Source organism: Kitasatospora sp. NPDC056446 (genome assembly GCF_042796115.1).
Lineage (GTDB): Bacteria > Actinomycetota > Actinomycetes > Streptomycetales > Streptomycetaceae > Kitasatospora.
Genome location: NZ_JBHTRF010000034.1, coordinates 47,038 through 66,829, shown reverse-complemented (window position 1 = coordinate 66,829; position 19,792 = coordinate 47,038). Strand labels below are relative to the sequence as shown.

Annotated in this window: 16 protein-coding genes and 1 tRNA gene; 3 read left to right on the top strand and 14 right to left on the bottom strand. The window is 72.9% G+C overall.

The window, feature by feature from the left end; translation table 11 throughout:
* Window positions 1–14: 14 nt before the first annotated feature.
* A complete protein-coding gene (locus ACFQ6N_RS21970) occupies window positions 15–512 on the top strand; it encodes a MarR family winged helix-turn-helix transcriptional regulator (protein ID WP_189924958.1) in 498 nt (165 codons plus the stop codon).
* 124 nt (window positions 513–636) lie between these two features.
* Here ACFQ6N_RS21970 and ACFQ6N_RS21965 read toward each other — a convergent pair whose 3' ends face one another.
* From ACFQ6N_RS21965 to ACFQ6N_RS21945, 5 genes are all read right to left on the bottom strand, one after another.
* Complete coding sequence (locus ACFQ6N_RS21965) at window positions 637–1,632, bottom strand: LuxR C-terminal-related transcriptional regulator (protein WP_380651428.1); 996 nt, start codon at window positions 1,630–1,632, stop codon at window positions 637–639.
* A gap of 306 nt (window positions 1,633–1,938) precedes the next feature.
* The gene (galE, locus tag ACFQ6N_RS21960) at window positions 1,939–2,901 is read right to left on the bottom strand and encodes a UDP-glucose 4-epimerase GalE (protein WP_380651425.1); all 963 of its coding nucleotides are present in this window, start codon (window positions 2,899–2,901) and stop codon (window positions 1,939–1,941) included.
* Window positions 2,902–3,039: 138 nt separating this feature from the next.
* Window positions 3,040–3,708, bottom strand: a complete 669-nt coding sequence (locus ACFQ6N_RS21955; protein ID WP_380651422.1) for a LuxR C-terminal-related transcriptional regulator — start codon at window positions 3,706–3,708, stop codon at window positions 3,040–3,042.
* A 164-nt stretch (window positions 3,709–3,872) separates the two neighbouring features.
* Window positions 3,873–3,945 (bottom strand) — tRNA-Thr (locus ACFQ6N_RS21950).
* Window positions 3,946–4,140: 195 nt separating this feature from the next.
* Complete coding sequence (locus ACFQ6N_RS21945) at window positions 4,141–4,584, bottom strand: winged helix-turn-helix transcriptional regulator (RefSeq protein WP_380651420.1); 444 nt, start codon at window positions 4,582–4,584, stop codon at window positions 4,141–4,143.
* A gap of 239 nt (window positions 4,585–4,823) precedes the next feature.
* On the opposite strand from ACFQ6N_RS21945, the gene ACFQ6N_RS21940 reads away from it, so the two are divergent.
* The gene (locus ACFQ6N_RS21940; protein WP_380651417.1) at window positions 4,824–5,420 is read left to right on the top strand and encodes a flavodoxin family protein; all 597 of its coding nucleotides are present in this window, start codon (window positions 4,824–4,826) and stop codon (window positions 5,418–5,420) included.
* 100 nt (window positions 5,421–5,520) lie between these two features.
* Here the strand turns inward: ACFQ6N_RS21940 and ACFQ6N_RS21935 are convergent, their stop codons facing one another.
* The 4 genes from ACFQ6N_RS21935 to ACFQ6N_RS21920 all read right to left on the bottom strand — a co-directional run bounded on the left by ACFQ6N_RS21935 (window position 5,521) and on the right by ACFQ6N_RS21920 (window position 10,601).
* Window positions 5,521–6,873, bottom strand: a complete 1,353-nt coding sequence (locus ACFQ6N_RS21935; RefSeq protein ID WP_380651415.1) for an MFS transporter — start codon at window positions 6,871–6,873, stop codon at window positions 5,521–5,523.
* 108 nt (window positions 6,874–6,981) lie between these two features.
* The gene (locus tag ACFQ6N_RS21930) at window positions 6,982–8,337 is read right to left on the bottom strand and encodes a S8 family serine peptidase (RefSeq protein ID WP_380651412.1); all 1,356 of its coding nucleotides are present in this window, start codon (window positions 8,335–8,337) and stop codon (window positions 6,982–6,984) included.
* Between the two features lie 100 nt (window positions 8,338–8,437).
* The gene (locus ACFQ6N_RS21925) at window positions 8,438–10,075 is read right to left on the bottom strand and encodes a WXG100 family type VII secretion target (RefSeq protein WP_380651410.1); all 1,638 of its coding nucleotides are present in this window, start codon (window positions 10,073–10,075) and stop codon (window positions 8,438–8,440) included.
* Between the two features lie 43 nt (window positions 10,076–10,118).
* Window positions 10,119–10,601, bottom strand: a complete 483-nt coding sequence (locus ACFQ6N_RS21920; RefSeq protein WP_380651407.1) for a hypothetical protein — start codon at window positions 10,599–10,601, stop codon at window positions 10,119–10,121.
* 402 nt (window positions 10,602–11,003) lie between these two features.
* On the opposite strand from ACFQ6N_RS21920, the gene ACFQ6N_RS21915 reads away from it, so the two are divergent.
* Window positions 11,004–13,013, top strand: a complete 2,010-nt coding sequence (locus ACFQ6N_RS21915) for an FUSC family protein (RefSeq protein ID WP_380651404.1) — start codon at window positions 11,004–11,006, stop codon at window positions 13,011–13,013.
* A 50-nt stretch (window positions 13,014–13,063) separates the two neighbouring features.
* On the opposite strand, the gene ACFQ6N_RS21910 is transcribed toward ACFQ6N_RS21915, so the two are convergent.
* The 5 genes from ACFQ6N_RS21910 to metG form a co-directional block, all read right to left on the bottom strand.
* Window positions 13,064–14,887, bottom strand: a complete 1,824-nt coding sequence (locus ACFQ6N_RS21910; RefSeq protein ID WP_380651403.1) for an ABC-F family ATP-binding cassette domain-containing protein — start codon at window positions 14,885–14,887, stop codon at window positions 13,064–13,066.
* A gap of 245 nt (window positions 14,888–15,132) precedes the next feature.
* Window positions 15,133–16,050 carry a 4-(cytidine 5'-diphospho)-2-C-methyl-D-erythritol kinase gene (locus tag ACFQ6N_RS21905; RefSeq protein ID WP_380651400.1) on the bottom strand — a complete coding sequence of 306 codons (918 nt, stop codon included), beginning with the start codon at window positions 16,048–16,050 and terminating at the stop codon, window positions 15,133–15,135.
* The gene (gene rsmA / locus ACFQ6N_RS21900; RefSeq protein WP_380651398.1) at window positions 16,047–17,033 is read right to left on the bottom strand and encodes a 16S rRNA (adenine(1518)-N(6)/adenine(1519)-N(6))-dimethyltransferase RsmA; all 987 of its coding nucleotides are present in this window, start codon (window positions 17,031–17,033) and stop codon (window positions 16,047–16,049) included. Before rsmA ends, ACFQ6N_RS21905 begins: the two co-directional genes overlap by 4 nt.
* A 165-nt stretch (window positions 17,034–17,198) precedes the next feature.
* On the bottom strand, window positions 17,199–18,077 hold the full coding sequence (locus tag ACFQ6N_RS21895) for a TatD family hydrolase (protein WP_380651396.1): 879 nt from the start codon (window positions 18,075–18,077) through the stop codon (window positions 17,199–17,201).
* Between the two features lies 1 nt (window position 18,078).
* Window positions 18,079–19,701 carry a methionine--tRNA ligase gene (gene metG, locus ACFQ6N_RS21890; RefSeq protein WP_380651393.1) on the bottom strand — a complete coding sequence of 541 codons (1,623 nt, stop codon included), beginning with the start codon at window positions 19,699–19,701 and terminating at the stop codon, window positions 18,079–18,081.
* Window positions 19,702–19,792 lie beyond the last annotated feature (91 nt).

Sequence of the window (19,792 nt, the reverse complement as noted above, 5' to 3'; positions counted from 1 at the left end):
ATACACTGATCGTCATGGAGGACGAGGTCGACAGGCTGGTCGCAGCGTGGCGCCGGGAGCGCCCCGACCTCGACGTGGAACCACTCGAGGTGCTCAGCCGGGTCAGCCGGCTCGCCCGGCACCTGGACCGCGCCCGCCGCACCGCCTTCGCCGAGCACGGCCTGGAGCCGTGGGAGTTCGACGTCCTGACCGCCCTGCGGCGGGCCGGCTCCCCGTACCAGCTCTCCCCCGGCCAGCTGCTCACCCAGACCCTGGTCACCTCCGGCACCATGACCAACCGGATCGACCGGCTCACCGGCAAGGGCCTGGTCAAGCGGCTGCCCGACCCGGACGACCGGCGCGGCGTACTGGTCCGGCTCACCGACGACGGCCGCGACCGCGCCGACCAGGCCCTCGCCGGACTGCTCGCGCACGAACGCGAACTGCTCGCCCAGCTCACCTCCGGTCAGCAGACCGAACTCGCCGCCCTGCTGCGGCAGCTGGTCGCCCCCTTCGACAACATCCCGGGCTGAACCGCGACCGGTCGGAGCTCACCGCCCGCCAGGCCTCACGCCCCGGGTCCCACGACTACCCGGACCCGCACCGCCGGACCTCACATCGCCGGACCTCACACCGCCGGCCCCGCACCACCGGACCTCACGGCCGCTCGACGGTGGTCGCCACCGGCGCCGACGGGGGCGCGGCCGGCTCCGCGGGGCTCACCCCGGCCCGACGGGCCACCGCCACGGCGGCCAGCGTGGAATGCACCCCGAGCTTTCCCAGCACGTTCTGCATGTGCGTCCGGACGGTGTGCGGCGACAGGTAGAGCCGCTCCGCGACGGCCTGCCGCCCCAGGCCCGCGACCATACAGCGCAGGATCTGCCGCTCCCTCGGGGTGAGCGTGTCCACCAGCCGCTCGCTCTCGGTGCGGTCCCGCCGGGCGGTGGTCAGCTCGCGGATCACCCCGGTGAGCAGCGCGGGCGGCAGATGGGTCTCGTCCCGCAGCACGCCCCGGACCACGGCGAGCAGCCGGGCCAGCGAACTCTCCTTCGCCACCCAGCCGGTGGCCCCCGCGTGCAGCGCGCGGGCCGCCCGGTGCGGGTCGTCGGCGGTGGCCAGCACGACGGCACGCAGCCCGGGATGCGCCCGGCGGAGCCGGGCGAGCAGGGAGATGCCGTCGGGTGGCGGGGCCCCGGGTCTGAGCTGGTCCGCCCTGAGCGGATCCACCCCCGGGCGGACACCGCCCGGTGGACCGCCCGTCGTCCCGACCGGCACACCCGACGACAGCGGGGACGACGGGGACGGCACCCCGGGCGGTAAGGCCGGCCGGCGCGGCGACGGTACGGGCGGGGCCGCCCGGCGCCGGGCCTCCTCGGCGGGATCCGCCCCCGGCCGTCTGCGCACCACCGGCGGGGCAACCGCGGGCGGGCCGACCGCACCGCCCGCCCCCGCCACCACCGTCCCCAGGTCGGCGTCGATCAGGGCCACGTCGTAGGCCCGGCCCTCGGTGGCGGCGCGCTCCAGCGCCCGCTCGGCGGCCGCCGCACTGCCGGCCGCGCCCACCTCCACGTCGGGCTCGGCGGCGAGCGCCGCGGCCAGTGCTTCGGCGAAGATCCGGTGGTCGTCGACCACCAGGACGCGAATCCGCCCCATCGTCCCTCCCCCTGCTCAGACCGCCCGAGCCCGGGAGGGGGACCGGCCCGGCGTCCGCGTTCCGGACCCGCCGCTCCGCCCACCCACCGGCGGCCGGTGAGATCGAAAGGGCGCCGGCCCCCACCGGTACCGCACTCAGCGTACGGGGTGGGGAAACGCCCTCGTGGCGATTTGGTGAAGTTTCGTCAGAAGGTGCGTGGGAGGCCGGACTTGATCATTCGACCGGCATCCGGCCGCCGCACGCGCCACCCCCGTACGGTCCGGGTGCGGCGCCCGCGGCGGCCGACGGCAGTGTCCCGGCCGGATCTAGCGGCCGTTCTTCTCCAGGGTGAACTTCCAGGCGTCGGCGACGATGTCGTCCAGGTTCGGGCGGCGCGGGGTCCAGCCCAGCGCCTCGTGGGCGCGGGCCGCCGAGGCCACCAGCACCGCCGGGTCACCGGCCCGCCGGCCCTCGACCCGCACCGGGATCTCGCGGCCGGTGACGCGCTTGACCGACTCGATCACCTCGCGCACCGAGAAGCCGCTGCCGTTGCCCAGGTTGCAGATCAGGTGCTCGCCCGGCTCGGCGGCGGTCAGCGCCAGCAGGTGCGCGTCCGCCAGGTCCGCGACGTGGATGTAGTCACGGATGCAGGTGCCGTCCGGCGTCGGGTAGTCGTCGCCGTACACCGCGATGTGCGGGCGCTGCCCGAGCGCGGCCTGGAACACCAGCGGGATCAGGTGCGACTCGGGGTCGTGCCGCTCGCCGTAAGCGCCGTACGCGCCCGCCACGTTGAAGTAGCGCAGCGAGACGGCGGCCAGGCCGTGCGCGACCGCCTCACTGGTGATCAGGTGGTCCACGGCCAGCTTGGTGGCGCCGTAGGTGTTGGTCGGCGCGGTACGGGCGGTCTCCGCGATCGGCACCGACTCCGGCTCGCCGTAGGTCGCGGCGGTGGAGGAGAACACCAGCTTGCGCACACCCGCGGCACGCATCGCGCTGATCAGCTCCAGCGAACCGGCCACGTTGTTGCGCCAGTACTTCTCCGGGTCCACGACCGACTCGCCGACCTGCGAGGAGGCGGCGAAGTGCAGCACGCCGTCGAAGGAGCCGTCCAGCACCTCGCCGGCGTCCTGGATCCGGCCCTCGACGAACTCGGCACCGGCCGGGACGCCCTCGCGGAAGCCGGTCGAGAGGTCGTCCAGGACGGTCACCTGGTGCCCCGCCTCCAGCAGGTGGGCGGCCACCACACTGCCGACGTAGCCGGCGCCACCCGTGACCAGGTACTTACTCATATTGAGACCTCCAGCGGGCGATGGTCCGCCCGCTCGGCGGGGGCCATCGACGGAATGCGTACGACTGGGGCCATTCTCCCAATCCGCCGGAGTGCTCCGGACCACACGGACGGGCACCGCGCGCTTTTCACCAACTCCTCAGCCGGCGGCCATCCGTTCCAGCAGGCCGGTGCGCGCGGCCACCGCCGCCGCCTCCAGCCGGGTCCGCGCGCCGAGCTTCATCAGCACCCGCTGGACGTGCGTCCGGGCGGTGCTGGCGGCGATCCGCATCCCGGCGGCGATCGCCGCGGTGTCCTCGCCGTCCGCGATCCGGGCCAGCACCTGCACCTCACGGCGGGTCAGCAGCCGCAGCAGCCGGACCGCCTCGTCATCCGGTTCGGCCGCCGGGCGCAGCAGTTGGTCGAAGGCGCCGCGCAGGATGTCCACCGCGACCGCGGCCTCCCCGGCCCGGGCCCGGCCGATCGCCCGCTCGACCACCTCGATCCGCTCGTCGCTGGGCACGTAGCCCGCCGCGCCGGCCGCGAACGCCCCTGCCACACCGCGCAGTTCACCCACCGGGCCGAGCACGATCACGGCCACCTCGGGACGCTCACGGCGGATCCGGCGCACCCCGTCGAAGGCCCCCGACTCCCCCGGTGCGGCCACCCCCAGCAGGCACACCTCGGGCCGGCGCCCGGCCACCAGGTCGGCGGCGACACCGGCCGGGGAGCCGACCGCCAGCACCCGGTGGCCGCGCAGCTGGAGCGCGGTGGCCAGCGCCTCGGCGAGCAGCCGGTGATCGTCCACCACCACGAGTCGAACGCCCATGACGCCCTCCGGTCAGGGTCCGGCTCGCGCCCGCACCCCATGGGCGGGCGGCCGATGACGCACCATCACAGCGCATTCCGTACCCGACCCGCCAGCCCGCCTCGCGTCGGTCGCCTGCGGAAAACACGGAAGACCCCCGCCCTGAGGCGGGGGTCTTCCAGTTGAGCCCCCATGCGGAATCGAACCGCAGACCTTCTCCTTACCATGGAGACGCTCTACCGACTGAGCTATAGGGGCTTGCCGGGTTTTCACCGGGCCGGTCGAACAAGGAAGACATTACACGGCCGTCGGCCCGGAAGGGAAATCGGCTCCGGGGCGACCGCAGGGGCGGCTCCGGGGCGCACGCGGGGACGGTTCCGGGAGCGGCCGCGGGGGCGGCTCCGGGGCGCGCGCGGGAGCGGTTCCGCGCCCGGGAGCTTCCGCCGCCTCCGGTCACCGCTCGGCGTGCGCCGCGTCGAACTCCTCGCGGGCCGCCATCATCTGCGCGGCCCGGCGCTCCGTCCACCGGCCGAGCGGTGCGACCAGTTCGGCCAGCTCGCGGCCGAGCGGCAGCAGGTCGTACACCACGCGCGGCGGCGTCTCCGGGTGGACCGTCCGGAGCACCAGGCCGCCGCGCTCCAGGTTGCGCAGCGACTGGGTGAGCATCTTGCGGCTGACCCCGCCGACCGCGCGCTGCAGTTCGGAGAAGCGCTGCGGCCCGCAGGTGGAGAGGCTCATCAGGATCAGCAGCGACCACTTGTCGGCCAGCTCGGCGAACATCCCGCGGCTGGGGCAGACCTGGGCGAAGACGTCGAACTCCGGATGATCCCGGCCCTCCTGCGCGCCGAGCGCCTCGCACTGTCCGGCCCCGGCCCGCATCGCTTCCTCCGTCGTCATGCGCCCAGGGTAGCCGCACGGTCTCCAATCCGCCCCTGGTAACCAATAGAGACCTGGTCTATATTGGAGACCGAGCCGGACCGGGGCCGCCACCGTGCGTCCTGCCCCCGGTCCGTCCCCACGCCTTCGTGCCTCCGTGCCCTCGTGTCCCCGTGCCTTCACGGTTGCCACGGTTGCCACGGCCGGCACCGCCAGCAGCCGCCCGGCCCACACCCACGCCCGTCCCCTGGAGCGCCCACATGACCGCCATCCGTCCGACCGTCGCCCTCGCCTACCACTCCGGCTACGGCCACACCGCCGTGATCGCCGAAGCCGTCGCCCGCGGCGCGGCCGCCGCCGGCGCCGAGGTCGTCCCCATCGCCGTCGACACCATCACCGACGAGCAGTGGGCCCAGCTGGACGCCGCCGACGCGATCATCTTCGGCTCCCCCACCTACATGGGCACCGCCTCCGGCGCCTTCCACACCTTCGCCGAGGCCACCAGCAAGCGCTGGTTCACCGACGCCTGGAAGGACAAGGTCGCGGCCGGCTTCACCAACTCCGCCTCCAAGAGCGGCGACAAGGCCGGCACCCTCGGCTACTTCCAGACCCTCGCCGCCCAGCACGGCATGAGCTGGGTCAACCTCGGCCTCAAGCCCGGCTGGAACGCCACCACCGCCTCCGAGGACGACCTCAACCGCCTCGGCTTCTCCAACGGCGCCGCCGCCTCCTCGCCGTCCGACGCCGGCCCGGAGGCCGTCCACAAGGCCGACATCGCGACCGCCGAACACCTCGGCGAGCGCGTCGCCCGGCACACCGCCACCCTGCTGGCCGGGCGCGCCGCCCTGGCCGGCTGACCTCCCCCGGCCTGACCCCCTCGCCTGACCTCCCGGGCCCGCCTGGCCGTATGGCCCTCCGTGGCCCTGCGCCCTGGCCCCGCGCCCTGACCCCGCGCTCCTACGCCGCCGGATCCGCCCCCAACAGGGGCGCCCGGCGGCGTCCGCCGTCCACCGCCCCGAGCTCGGCACCCGTGGTCTCCGGCAGCAACCGCAGACACCCCAGGGCCAGCACACCCAACCCCGCCAGGTACCAGCCCACCGGCTGCGCCGTCCCGTACGCCTCGGTCAGCCTCGTCGCCACCAGCGGCGTCGTCGCGCCACCGATCACCCCGCCCAGGTTGTACGTCAACGCGGCCCCCGTGTACCGCACCCGGGTCGGGAACAGCTCCGGCAGGAACGCCGCCAACGGCCCGAACATGCAGCCCAGCACCACCATCGCCCCCGCCAGGGCGACGAACATCAGCCCCCGCCTCGCCGTCTCCAGCAGCGGGAACAGCACCAGCGACCAGCCCGCGGCAAGACCCGTCGCCCACCGCAACGTCCGCCGCCGCCCCCACCGGTCACTACGCGAAGCGCTCAACCACACCGTCGCCGCCATGCCCACCGCGCCGACCAGCAGCATCGCCAGCACCACCGTGCTCGCCACCCCGAGGCCGGTCGTCGCGTACGCCAACGCGTACGTCGTCGTCAGATAGAACAACGCGTACCCCACGGTGATCGCCCCACCGCCCGCCAGCACCGGACGCCAGTGCCCGCGCACCACCTCCAGCACCGGCAGCCGCTCCCGGCCCCCACCGGCACCCCGGCCCCCCTCCGACCGGAACAGCGGAGACTCCTCGATCCGCAACCGCACGAACAGCCCCACCACGACCAGCACGAACGAGGCCAGGAACGGCACCCGCCAGCCCCACTCCCGGAACGCCCGCCCGTCCAAGCCGAGTTGAAGCGCCAGGAACACCCCGTTCGCCAGCACGAACCCGATCGTCGGCCCCAGCTGCAGGAACCCCCCGTACCGCCCCCGCCGCCCGGCCGGAGCGTTCTCCGCGATCAACAGCGCGGCCCCGCCCCACTCCCCGCCCAACCCGACGCCCTGGCACACCCGCAACGCCACCAGCACCACCGGCGCCCACCACCCCCACGCCGCGAACCCCGGCAGCACCCCCACCGCCGCCGTCGCCAACCCCATCAGCAGCAGCGACACCACCAGCGTCGCCTTCCGCCCCACCCGGTCCCCGAAGTGCCCGAACACCACCGCCCCCACCGGCCGGGCCAGAAACGCCACCGCGTACACCGAGAACGCCGCCAACAGCGCCCCCACCGTGCCCAACCCGGGAAAGAACACCGGCCCGAACACCAGGGCGGCCGCCGTCCCGTAAATGAAGAAGTCGTAGAACTCGATCGCCGTACCGATCAGCGCGGCCGCCGCCGCCCGCCTCAACTGCCCTGCCCGCCAAGCACCCTCCGCATCCATACCACCACCCTCGCCACCCCACCCCCACCCCCACCAGCCCCCACCCGAGTGACCCCGGCGCACACCCCCACCCCCGCGCCCACCCCCCACCCCGGCACGCCCCCGCACCTACCGCGCGTACGGATTCTCCTCCGGCGGCACCGGCCGCTGATGCGGCTGATGCGGCTGATGCGGGACCTGGACCTCGGGCAACACCGCCGCCTTCCGCCGCCGCCGCACCACGACGAACACCACCCCCGCCACCAACACCAGCCCGGCCACCACAGCACCCACGATCGGCACCGCACCACTCGACCCGGACGACGCATCAGCCTTCGGCCGCACCGGCGGCGCACCCACCGCCACATCGGTCGGACTCTCGGTGGCACTGGGCACCGACGACGCGGGAGCCGACGGAGTTGTCGACGGCACCGTCGAGGGCGCAGTCGTCGCAACGGGAATCGGCGAAACGTCCGCCGGCCCGGGATCACCGGGGTTCGTCAACGCGATACGCGGCCGGACCGCTCCATATCCTGCGGTGTCCGTTCGGTCCGCTCCGCTGGCCGGTTTGCCCGCAGTATTGATAAGGACACGCAGAACCTGATTTGCTGTCCAGCTCGGATGCGCTGACCACACCAGGGCGGCCGAGGCCGATACCAATGCGCTCGAATCCGAGGTGCCATGGCTCTTGCAGTACCCAGTGGATGAGGTGCAACCTGCGATCATGTCGACTCCGGGCGCCACAAGAACCACTTGCGAGCCCCGTTCGGACTCTGCCGTGACATTTCCGTTCTGATCCGATGCGCCCACGCCTACCACTCCGGGAAGGGCTCCGGGGTACTCGACGGGGTTCCCTTTCTGGCCCTCGTTTCCAACGCTGGAAAATACCAGAACGCCCTTTTCCTTGGCGGTCGCGATAACTTGATTCAGCTTGGCGACATCGGCCGGAAACGCCGTGACGGCACTGATCCCCTGAGAGATGTTGACGACCTTGGCGCCTTGCTCGATCGCATACGTGATGCCCTGCCCGATCTGATCAAGGAAATCAGTCGAGACGAGCGACCCCACCGAGCCGGTGTTGATTTTCAGAGGAAGGATCTTGACTCCCGGCGCCAGGCCTTGCGCACCGGCCCCTTCCATTCCCTTTCCGGTTCCAGCGATGAGGCTGGCCATGCCTGTGCCATGGCCGTCCGAGAAGGAGCCCACACCACCGGGACTCCCACTGAAGTCCTTGCCCGGCAGGAACTGCCCCGCCAGGTCCGGATGGTCCAGCTTGAATCCACTGTCGATCACCGCGACAGTGATTCCCTGCCCCTTGGAAATCTTCCACATCTCCGGGGCATGCATCGCTTCCAGGTGCCACTGTTGTTGCCGAATGGTGTCCTCGGCAACTGCCGGCGCTGCGACCGGACCGACCACGATTCCCGCCGCCAGAAGCGCGGCTGCAGCCGCTCGCCAACGCATGCGCGTGTTCGTCCGCCCCATCACAACTCCTCGTCAATCTTTCCGCCGACCGGGAAGCGCGCTCTGAACAAGGCTGCCCGGCCACTGGGGAAGGCCCAGTGGCCGGGCAGTCGTTGCCGTCCTACTCAATCACGTCCGGGTTGCTCTGCGGTGTACCGCTGGTCCAGGTCTCTTCGTCCTCGTGCAGGTAGTCGGCCCGCTTGCGACGGTCCCGCTCATTGCGGCCCCCGTGGCCCGCTGCACCGGGGGCCATCATGCCGTTCTGCCCCGACCGGGCAGCGCCGCCCTCGGCGGCACCTGCCGCAGCCGCACGGTTGCGCAGGCCCGTCCCACCGGGGGTGAACTCCCCACTGGCGGCCGGCCCCTTGCGACCGCCGACCGTGCCACCGCTGGTCGAGGTCAGGCCACGGCCACGTGAGCTTCCGCCCGAACCGACAGCGCCGCCACCGCCCATACCCGGGTGCATTCCCATGCCGTTACCCGTGCCGTTGGGGCCACCTGCGCGACCGCCACCCGGCCCCGCCTCACGGGCACCGAAGACCGTCCCGGTCGGAATGCCCGGAGTGCCGTTCTTCCCGGGAACCTGGCCGCCGAACGGGGTCGTACGGGGGCTGGAGCTGCCGCCCTTGCCGGGAAGGTAGCCGCCACCACCGCCCTTGCTCTGGACCGAACCGCCACCGGGCCCGACCGGGAAGCCCGGAAGCGGGCCCCCACCGGGGGTGCCGGGTCCGCTGCCAGGGCCGTTGGGACCACCAGGGTACGTGGGAGTGGTGGTCGGACCGCCCGTCGGCAGGGGACCGCCACCAGGGCCGGTCTGCGTCGGCGCCGTCGGCAGGCCGTCCAGGCCGGTGCCCGGACGGTTGACCGGGTCCGACGGGTGGGACGGCGGGATCGAGGAGCCCGGGTCCTGCGGCGCTGGCGGAATCTGGCCGCCACCGTGCAGCGGAGGCGGGGCTGTGTGCCCCGGCTCAGACGCCCCAGGTACACCCGCACCAGGGTCACGAGGCGTCACCGACCCGCCGGTGTAGTTACCGGACTGTCCGTAGTTCCCGCCAGTGCTGCCGCCGACCGCCCGAGAGCCACGGACAGACCCCCCGGAGCCACCGCGGCCGCCGCTGGCCCCTGAGGCGACATTCGCGTCATTCTTGCTGCTGCCCGACCCCGGCGTCCCCGGCAGTTGCACGTCCCCGGGGATCCCGTTCAGCGTCGTCGTCGCCGCGCTGTACGCCTGTGCCAGTTTCTCCATCTGGAGGACGGCTTCCTGGTGCTCCTTGTCGATCTTCGCCTGGGCCTGCGTCGCCCGAGCCTCGGTGACCCACTTCCTGTCGACGGAGAACATGTACTCGTCGACGGACTGGCCGACGGCGAGTTGCACGGTCGACGGCAGGTAGACCGTCTGCGAATTGCGCTTGGCGACCGCGTCGATCTCCGTCTGCGGCGGTTCCGGCACGGCGGACTTGGCGGTGCTGAGCGCCTCACCGGCCTGGTGCATCGCGTCGCCTGCGGTCGAGGCGTGGTCTCCGATGATCTGTGCGGACTGCTGGAGGTTGCCCGCCCAGGTCTTGAAGTTCTCTGCGGCCGGGCCTTCCCAGGTGACGCTGCCGACATGCGCCTTGAGCGCTGAGCTCAGCTCTTTCAGCACTCGGCCGGCGGCCTGCAGCTGGGTGCCGCGGCTCAGGACCGTCGTGGGGTCCGTGCTGTCGACCATCTTCCGCAGGTGGGCGTGATCGATGCTCTCGAAGTTCGTTCCGCCTGACACTACTTGCTCCCCGTTTCCCCGTAGGACTCTCCCCAGGTCGCCATCAGTACTTGAGGTTGTCCGGCTCCGACACCGGCGCGGCGGCATCGGCGTTCTTGGCGACCGCGTTCTGCGCGGCCGTCGTGTGGCTCTCGTTCGCGGCGTAGTTGTTCGCCGTCTGCGAGACGGCCGTCTGCATCGATTGGATCTGCGCCGCGAAGTCCTTGTGCAGTTGCACGAGCTGGGCGTGCACCTTCTCGTAGGCGGTCGTCAGCGCCGTCGCTTCCACGAACTGCGCGCCGGCGAAGCTCTGTCCGGTGAGCTTCTGCTGCTGCAGTTTGTACGGAGCCGCCGCGGAGCCCTCCATGGCGAGCAGCAGGGCCTCGACCTTGTTCGCGAACGCGGTGAGTGTGTCGACCTCGACCTTGACGTCGTGCTTGCCGAAGGCCGCCACCAGGTCCCCGGCGCTGACGTTCGTCTGCGCGGTGCTGACGACCGGAGCGATGTTGATCCCGCCGAAGAACCAGGGAATCTTCTTGTCGAGCATGAAGGGCGTCGAATCGGGTGGACCCCCCGGAGTCGCCCCCGCGGGGGGCGTGCCCGTCCCCTGCCCGTCACCTTCTGCCACAGCAGTTCACCTCTCCCCCGTACGGCCGGGCGCCGTCCCGGGGCGCCCCGGGTGGCTCCGTGCCGCAACGCACCGTCAACTTCTCGGTCGTGCCGTCCTGGTCGGCGATTTCAGCCGCCTCCGTGGACGGTTTTCGCCTCCGTCATCGTAGCCACCGCCTCTGTCGGACCGGCAGGGCCCTTGGCACGGCCGTACGCGATCGGTACGAACTTGACACGTACGGTCCGCGGCGGGGCCGCTGGGTAGACTGGTCCGGTACGCCCCATCTGCCGCGCAATGTCGCACAGCAGCGACTTCTGGCCGCGGAACGGACGTGTCCCGATGAGTTCTTCCACGGCTGCTCCTTGGTGGGCCCGGGCCGCTCGGCCGGTGCGGGTGGCGGTGCCGGTGGCGCTGATGGGGCGGGCGGCGGTGGGGATGGCGGTGCCGCTGGGGGTCGGTCCGCTGGTGCACCGGCTGGATCTCGGGGTGTTCGCGGGGCTGGGTGCGATGCACGCGACGATGAACGACCGGGTCGAGCCGTGGCGGTTGCGGGTGGCCCGGATCGGGACTGCCGTGCTTGCTTCCGCGCTCGGCATGGCGGTGGGTTCCGGGTTGCAGCATGCCGGTGTGGGCGGGGTCGTGCTCGGTGCGGTGCTGACGCTGACCGCGTTCGTCTCGGGGGCTTTGAGCGCGACGGGTCCGCGTGGTTCGGCGGCCGGGATGCTGTTGTTGGTGTCGGCGGCGCTGGGGAGCGGGATGCCGTTGCCGCGGCCGTGGTGGGCGGCGGCGGCGATGGTGCCGGCCGGTGGCGCGTTCGTGGTGCTGCTCGGGTTGTGGGCCGGGGGGCCGGGCCGGCCTGGCGCGGACCCCCGGTTCCGGGCGTTGGCGGACGCGTACGACGCGCTCGGCCGTACTTTGGCCGATCTGGGCACCGAGCGGGCCGCCGCCTCGCGCCAGGTGCTGACGGCCCGCCTGAACCAGCTCCAGGACCTTCTCCCGGTCCGCTCCCAGAGCCGCCTGCCGGACCGGCCCGGGGGCCGGGTCCCTGACCGGTCCCGCGCCGTCCGCGCGTACGAGGCCGCCCTGGCCGCCACCGAGGCGGCGACGGGGCTGCTGTGGGCCCGGCGTCCGGTGCCGCCGGAGGTCGCCGAGGTGCCGGGGCGGCTGGCGGCGGCCGTACGGCGCGGCGGCGGGGAGGTGGTGGTCCCGGACTGGCGGCCGGACACGCCGTCGCGGCAGGCGCTGGACACGGCCCTGCGTGCCGCCGCCGACACCGTGGCCGGCCGCGACGCGCGGCTCGGTACGGCGCCCGTGCCGCCGCCCGATCCGTGGCGGCTGCGGGCGCGGCTGCTGTCGCGCCCGTCGGTCCGGTACGGGCTGCGCGTCGCGCTGTGCATCGCGGTCGGTTCGGCGGTGACCGTCAACTACCCGCTCAGCAAGAGCTACTGGGTGCCGATGACGATCGCGTTCGTGCTGAAGCCGGATCTCGGCTCGGTGTTCCTGCGGGCGGTGAGCCGTTCGGTGGGCACGGTGCTCGGGGTGGCGGTCACTGCGGCGCTGCTGATGCTGACGACCGAGGAGTGGGCGCTGGTCGCGATGGCGGCGCTCTGTGTGGCCCTGCTGCCGTACGCCTCGGCGTCGCACTACGGGCTGAACACCGTAGTGATGACGCCGATGGCGCTGGTCCTGCTGCAGCTCGGCGGCCAGAGCGGCGCGGCCGAGTTCTGGCCCCGGGTGCTGGACAGTGTCCTGGCGAGCGCGGTCGTCCTGCTGTTCGGCTACCTGTTGTGGCCGGAGCGCCCGCGGCACCGGATCGAGCCCCGGCTGGTCGGTGCGGCGACGGCGCTGCGGGCCTATCTCGATGCCGTCGTCGCGGGCGGCGCCGACCGGTCGGAGGTGTGGCTGCGCCGTTCGGCGTACCGGTCGTTGGCGGATGCCCGCCTGGAGGTACGGCAGGGGTTGGCGGAGCCGCCGCCGACCGGGCGGCTGGCGGAGCGGTGGCTGCCGGCGACGGCGGCGTTGGAGCGGCTGGGGGGCGCGGTGGCGGCGTTCGCGGCGCAGGTGCGGTACGGCGGCCGGGTGCCGGACCGTACGGAGGTGGAGCGGGTCCGTCGCGCGTTGGACGAACTGACCGCCGCCGCCCGCGCGCACCGTCCACCGGCCGCGCCGCCGACGGGACTCGTGGCACCATCGCCGACGGCGGCACCGGCCACACCGCACGACCCGACGCTAAGCGCCTTGGGCCGTGCGGCGGACGAGCTCGAATCGCTCCTCGCGAACGGTGGCGGTGGCGGTGGCGACAGCACCGGCACCGGCACCGGCAGTCAGCCGGATACAGCCGGCCGCTGACGCCCGGCCCCGCCCCTGACCCCGGCCTCCGGCCCCCACCCCCGGCCGGCTCAGACCTGCTCGGCCAGCTCCAGCCAGCTCATCTCCAGCTCCTCCTTCTCCTCCCGGACCCCGCGCAGCTGGGCGTCCAGCTCCGCGACCTTGGAGAAGTCGGCGGCGTGCTCGGCGAGTTGGGCGTGCAGCTTGGACTCCTTCTGGTCCAGCTTGGAGATCTGCCGCTCCAGCTTCTGCATCTCCTTCTTGGCTGCCCGGAGGTCTCCGCCGGACAGTGCGGAGGCGGCGTCCCCGGCCGTCTCCGAGGAGGCGGCGGCGGGAGCGACGACGGGAGCGGCCGCGGCGGCCATCCGGGCCCGCCGCTCCAGGTACTCGTCGACGCCGTTCGGCAGCATCCGCATCTTCCGGTCGCCGAGCAGGGCGTGGACGACGTCCGTGGTCCGCTCGATGAAGAAGCGGTCGTGGCTGATGACGACCATGGATCCGGGCCAGCCGTCGAGGAGGTCCTCCAGCTGGTTGAGCGTCTCGATGTCCAGGTCGTTGGTCGGCTCGTCGAGGAACAGCACGTTGGGCTCGTCCATCAGCAGCCGCAGCAGCTGGAGGCGGCGGCGCTCGCCGCCGGACAGGTCGCCGACCGGCGTCCACTGCTTGTCCTTGCTGAAGCCGAACTGCTCGCACAGCTGCCCGGCGCTCATCTCCCGGCCCTTGCCGAGGTCGACGCGCGAGCGCACCTGCTCGACGGCCTGGAGCACCCGGATCGCCGGGTCCAGCTCCGCGACCTCCTGAGACAGGTAGGCGAGCCGGACGGTCTTGCCGACCTTGATGACGCCGGACGCCGGCTGCACGTCGCCCTCGCTGGCGTACGCGTCGCGCATGGCGCGCAGCAGCGAGGTCTTGCCGGCGCCGTTGACGCCGAGCAGGCCGATCCGGTCGCCGGGGCCGAGCTGCCAGGTGAGGTTCTCCAGCAGCAGCTTGGGGCCGGCCTTGACGGTCACGCCTTCCAGGTCGAAGACCGTCTTGCCCAGCCGCGCGTTGGCGAAGTTCATCAGCTCGGACTTGTCTCGCGGGTCCGGCACGTCGGCGATCAGCGCGTTGGCGGCTTCGATCCGGTAGCGCGGCTTGGAGGTGCGGGCGGGGGCGCCGCGGCGCAGCCAGGCGAGCTCCTTGCGGGCCAGGTTCTGGCGCTTCTGCTCCTCGACGGCCTCGATCCGGGAGCGTTCGGCGCGGGCGAAGACGTAGTCGGAGTAGCCGCCCTCGTACTCGTGCACGGCACCGCTCTGGACATCCCACATCCGGGTGCAGACCTGGTCGAGGAACCAGCGGTCGTGGGTGACGCAGACGAGCGCGGAGCGGCGCTTCTGCAGGTGCTCGGCAAGCCAGTTGATGCCCTCGACGTCGAGGTGGTTGGTGGGCTCGTCGAGGACGATCAGGTCGGGCGAGCCGAGCAGCAGCTTGGCGAGGGCGATCCGGCGGCGCTCGCCTCCGGAGAGCGGGCCGATGACGGTGTCCAGGCCGTCGGCGAAGCCGGGCAGGTCGAGGCCGCCGAAGAGGCCTTCGATGATGTCGCGGATCCGGGCGTCGCCGAGCCACTCGTGGTCGGCGCGGCCGGCGATGACCTCGTGCCGGATGGTGGCGGTCGGGTCGAGCGAGTCGTGCTGGGTGAGGACGGCCATCTCCACCCCGCCGGCGTGGGTGATCCGTCCGCCGTCCGGCTCTTCCAGCTTGGCGAGCATCCGGATCAGGGTGGTCTTGCCATCGCCGTTGCGGCCGACGACACCGATCCGGTCGCCCTCGCTGACGCCCAGGCTGACCGCGTCCAGCAGGGCGCGGGTGCCGTAGACCTTCGTGACGGACTCGATGGTGGCGAGGTTGACGGCCACGTGTGCTGCGCTCCTGGATTCGGTGGGTCGCGGGCGGCCCACCGCCCCTGGCTCGGGCACGTCCCGATCTCCCCAGCCTAATGGGCACGCGGCGACGCCCTCACCGCGTTGTCCGGCGGGCGCCGGACGGCGAAGCGCCGCGAAGCGCGCGAAAGCACCGCGCCCCGAAGCGCCCCGAAGCGCCGTGAGGCACCGCGCCCTGCGGCAGGCACGACCCTGCCGCTGCTCCGGCAGCTCGCGGATGCTTACGGCAGCAGCGAGGCGCCCGGCACCGGCCCGTACGTCGCGTGCGCCGTCCGGCAGGTGCCGGAGGCCCGCAGCGCCTCGGCGACGGCGGCGGCCGCGTCGGCGTCCTTCGCGAGGAAGGCGCAGGTCGGCCCGGAGCCGGAGACCAGGGCCCCGAGGGCGCCCGCCTCGGTGCCGGCCCGCAGGGTGTCCGCGAGCGCGGGGCGCAGCGAGAGCGCGGCGGCCTGGAGGTCGTTGGCGAGCGCGGCGGCCAGGGCGACGGCGTCGCCTTCGGCGAGGGCGGCGAGGAGTGCCGGGTCGGCGTCGGGGGTGGCGATGTCGCTGTCGCTGGAGCCGGTGCCGGCCTCGTCGCGGAGCCGGTCGCACTCGCGGAAGACGGCGGGGGTGGACAGGCCGCCGTCGGCGACCGCGAAGACCCAGTGGAAGGTGCCCTCGACGGCCAGCGGTTCCAGGATCTCGCCCCGGCCGCGGCCCAGGGCGACGCCGCCGAAGAGGGCGAACGGCACGTCCGACCCCAGTTCGGCGGCCAGTTCCAGCAGGGTCTCCGTCGGGGTGTCCAGCTGCCACAGCGCGTCGCAGGCGACGAGCGCCGCCGCGCCGTCGGCGCTGCCGCCGGCCATGCCGCCGGCCACCGGGATGGCCTTGGCGATGTGCAGGTGCACGCCCGGGTCGGCGATGCCGTGGTGGGCGGCGAGGAGCCGGGCGGCCCGGGCGGCCAGGTTGCTGTCGTCCAGGGGGACGGCGGCGGCGTCGGGCCCGGCGCAGGTCAGGGTGACGCCCTGGCCCGGGGTGGCCGTGACCTCGTCGCCGAGGGCGACGGCGAAGAAGACGTTGGCCAGGTCGTGGAAGCCGTCGGCGCGCAGCCCGCCGACCCCCAGCTGGACGTTGACCTTGGCCGGCACCCGTACGGTGATCACTCGGCGTCCTTGTCCTTCGCGCTCTGCTGCGACGTCTGCTGCGACTTCTGCTCCGAGGCCTGCTCCGCCGCCTGCTGCGACGCCTGAGCCGGCTCCGCCACGTGCTCCGCCGCCGGCCGCGGCTTGTGCTCCGCGATCGCGGCGAACTGCTCCACGGTCAGCATCTCGCCGCGCAGCTTGTGGTCGATCCCGGCGTCCGCGAGCGCCTGCTCGGCGGCGGCGGCGGAGCCGGCCCAGCCGGCGAGTGCGGCGCGCAGGGTCTTGCGCCGCTGGGCGAACGCGGCGTCGACGACGGCGAACACCTCGGCGCGGGTGGCGGTGGTCTTCGGCGGGTCGCGGCGGATCAGCGAGACCAGTCCGGAGTCGACGTTGGGGGCGGGCCAGAACACGTTCCGCCCGATGGCCCCGGCCCGCTTGACCTCGGCGTACCAGTTGGCCTTGACGGACGGGACGCCGTACACCTTGCTGCCCGGCTTGGCGGCGAGCCGGTCGGCGACCTCGCTCTGCACCATCACCAGGGTCCGCTCGATGCTGGGGAAGGTCGCCAGCATGTGCAGCAGGACGGGCACGGCCACGTTGTAGGGGAGGTTGGCGACGAGCGCGGTGGGCGGGGGCCCGGGCAGCTCGGTGACCTCCATGGCGTCGCTGAACACCAGGTCGAAGGAGTCGGTCCGGCCGGGCAGCCGAGCCGCGACGGTGTCCGGCAGGTGCTGGGCCAGCACCGGGTCGATCTCGACCGCCGTCACGTGCCGCGCCGCGTCGAGCAGCGCGAGCGTCAGCGAGCCGAGGCCCGGCCCGACCTCCACCACCGCGTCCTGCTCCGTCACCTCGGCGGCGCGGACGATCCGCCGCACGGTGTTGCCGTCGATGACGAAGTTCTGGCCGCGCTGCTTGGTCGGCTTCACGCCGAACGCGGCCGCCAGCTCCCGGATGTCGGCGGCGCCCAGCAAGTAGCTGTCAGGGGTGGGGTCGGTGGTGCTCACGCGCCAAGGATACGGGCGCGGGGGCCGCCGTCCGGACGCGCCGATCCGGACGGGGCCCCCACACCGCGGCTCCGGCCCCCCGGGACGGCAGGGGCCGACACCCCCGGCCCCCGGCCCCGGCCCCGGCCCCGAGGGCTCAGCACTCGGAAGCCGCCGCCCCACCGGTCAGTACCCGAAGGCCCTGGCGGTGTTCTCCGCGATGGCCGCCGACAGCTCGTCCTCGTGCAGCCCCAGCGTCGCGGCCATGGACCGCACCGTGACCGGGATCAGGTACGGGGCGTTGGGCCGCCCCCGGTAGGGGTGCGGGGTGAGGAACGGGGCGTCGGTCTCGACCAGCACGCGGTCGAGCGGGGTGGCGAGCAGCGCGTCCCGCAGCGGCTGGTTGGCCTTGAAGGTGACCGGGCCCGCGAAGGACAGGTACCAGCCGTGTTCGGCGCAGGTCCTGGCCATCGCGGCGTCGCCGGAGTAGCAGTGGAAGACGGTCCGTTCGGGGGCGCCTTCGGCGAGGAGGACGGCGATGACGTCCTCGTGGGCGTCCCGGTCGTGGATGACCAGGGCCTTGCCGTGCCGCTTGGCCATCTCGATGTGGCGGCGGAACGACTCCTTCTGGATCTCCACGCCTTCCGGGCCGGTGCGGAAGTAGTCCAGGCCGGTCTCGCCGACGGCGCGGACCTGCGGCAGTGCGGCGAGCCGGTCGATCTCGGCGAGCGCCTCGTCGAGTGCCTCGGCGCCGCCCGCCTTGCGCTGCTGCCCGGACCAGCCGTCCGAGTCGCCGAGGAAGATCCTCGGCGCCTCGTTCGGGTGGAGGGCGACGGCCGCGTGCACCTGCTCGTAGCGGGCGGCCAGGTCGGCGGCCCAGCGCGAGCCGGGGACGTCGCAGCCCACCTGGACCACCGTGGTCACGCCGACCGAGGCGGCCTTGGCCAGGCCCTCGGCCGGGGTGCCGGACTGCATGTCGAGGTGGGTGTGCGAGTCGGCCACCGCCACTGCCAGGGGTTCCGGCAGCGGCGGCGGGGTCGACCGGTCGTCGTCCTTGGCGGCCATGTCAGGCGGCCGGCTTCTCTTCGAGCCGCGGGAAGAGGATCTCGCCCTTGGTGACGGTGGCGCCGGCGGGCAGCCGGCCCCAGTCGGCCACGGTGGCGATGGTCTGCGCGGGGAGCGTGCCCAGCCCGGCCGCCTCGGCGCCCAGCGAGGCCCACAGCTTCTCGGCGGTGGACGGCATCACCGGGTTGAGCAGGACGGCGGTGGCGCGCAGCGATTCGGCGGCGGTGTAGAGGATGGTCGCGAGGCGCGCCCGGCCCTCCTCCGACTCGTCCTTGGCGACCTTCCAGGGCTCCTGCTCGGTGATGTAGCCGTTGACCTGCTTGACGAACTCGAAGATCGCCGCGAGGCCGCCGGCGAAGTCCAGCTCCTCGCCGATCTTCCGGTCGGCGGTCTCGACGGCCTTGGCCAGCCCGTCGGCGACGGCCTGTTCGGCGTCACCCGGCGCGGTGGCGGCGGGCAGCACCCCGCCGTAGTACTTGCCGACCATCGCGGCGACCCGGGAGGCCAGGTTGCCGAAGTCGTTGGCCAGTTCGGAGGTGTAGCGGGCGGTGAAGTCCTCCCAGGAGAACGAGCCGTCCGTGCCGAACGGGATCGCCCGCAGGAAGTAGTAGCGGTACGCGTCGACGCCGAAGTGCGAGGTGAGGTCGGTGGGCGAGATGCCGGTCAGGTTGGACTTGGACATCTTCTCGCCGCCGACCATCAGCCAGCCGTTGGCCACGACCCGCTTGGGCAGGGGCAGGCCGGCGGCCATCAGCATGGCGGGCCAGATGACGGCGTGGAACCGCAGGATGTCCTTGCCGACCAGGTGGACGGAGGCGGGCCAGAGCTCGGCGAAGCGCTCCGGGTCGCTGCCGTAGCCGGCCGCGGTGATGTAGTTCTGCAGCGCGTCGACCCACACGTAGAGGACGTGCTTCTCGTCCCAGGGCAGCGGCACGCCCCAGTTGAAGGTGGAGCGGGAGATCGAGAGGTCCTTCAGGTCCTGCTCGACGAAGCGCAGCACCTCGTTGCGGGCCGTGGCCGGCTGGATGAAGTCCGGGTTCGCGGCGTAGAACTCCAGCAGCTTGGGGCCGTAGGCGGAGAGGCGGAAGAAGTAGTTCTCCTCCTCCAGCCATTCGACCGGCCGCTTGTGGACGGAGCAGAGCTTCTCGTCCTCGGTGGCGCCGTCGAGCAGTTCGGCCGGGAGCTTGAACTCCTCGCAGCCGACGCAGTACGGGCCGGAGTAGCCGCCCTTGTAGATCTCGCCCTTGTCGAACAGGTCCTGGACGAACTCCTGCACGCGGTCGGTGTGGCGCTGCTGGGTGGTGCGGATGAAGTCGTCGTTGGCGATCTCCAGGTGCTCCCAGAGCGGCTTCCAGGCCTCCTCGACCAGCTTGTCGCACCACTCCTGCGGGGTGACGCCGTTCGCCTCGGCGGTCCGCATGATCTTCTGACCGTGCTCGTCGGTGCCGGTCAGGTACCACACCTTCTCGCCGCGCTGGCGGTGCCAGCGGGTGAGGACGTCGCCCGCCACGGTGGTGTACGCGTGGCCCAGGTGCGGGCGATCGTTGACGTAGTAGATCGGGGTGGAAACGTAGTACGCCGGGGTGCTCGTCCCGGTGGTGCTGTGGTCTGCAGTGGCCGCCATGGTCGGAAAGCTTAGTCGGGCACGCGGACCACCCTCGACCGAGTTACCGGCGGCCCCGGCGGAGTGACGGACCACCCCGCCCCGGGTGCCC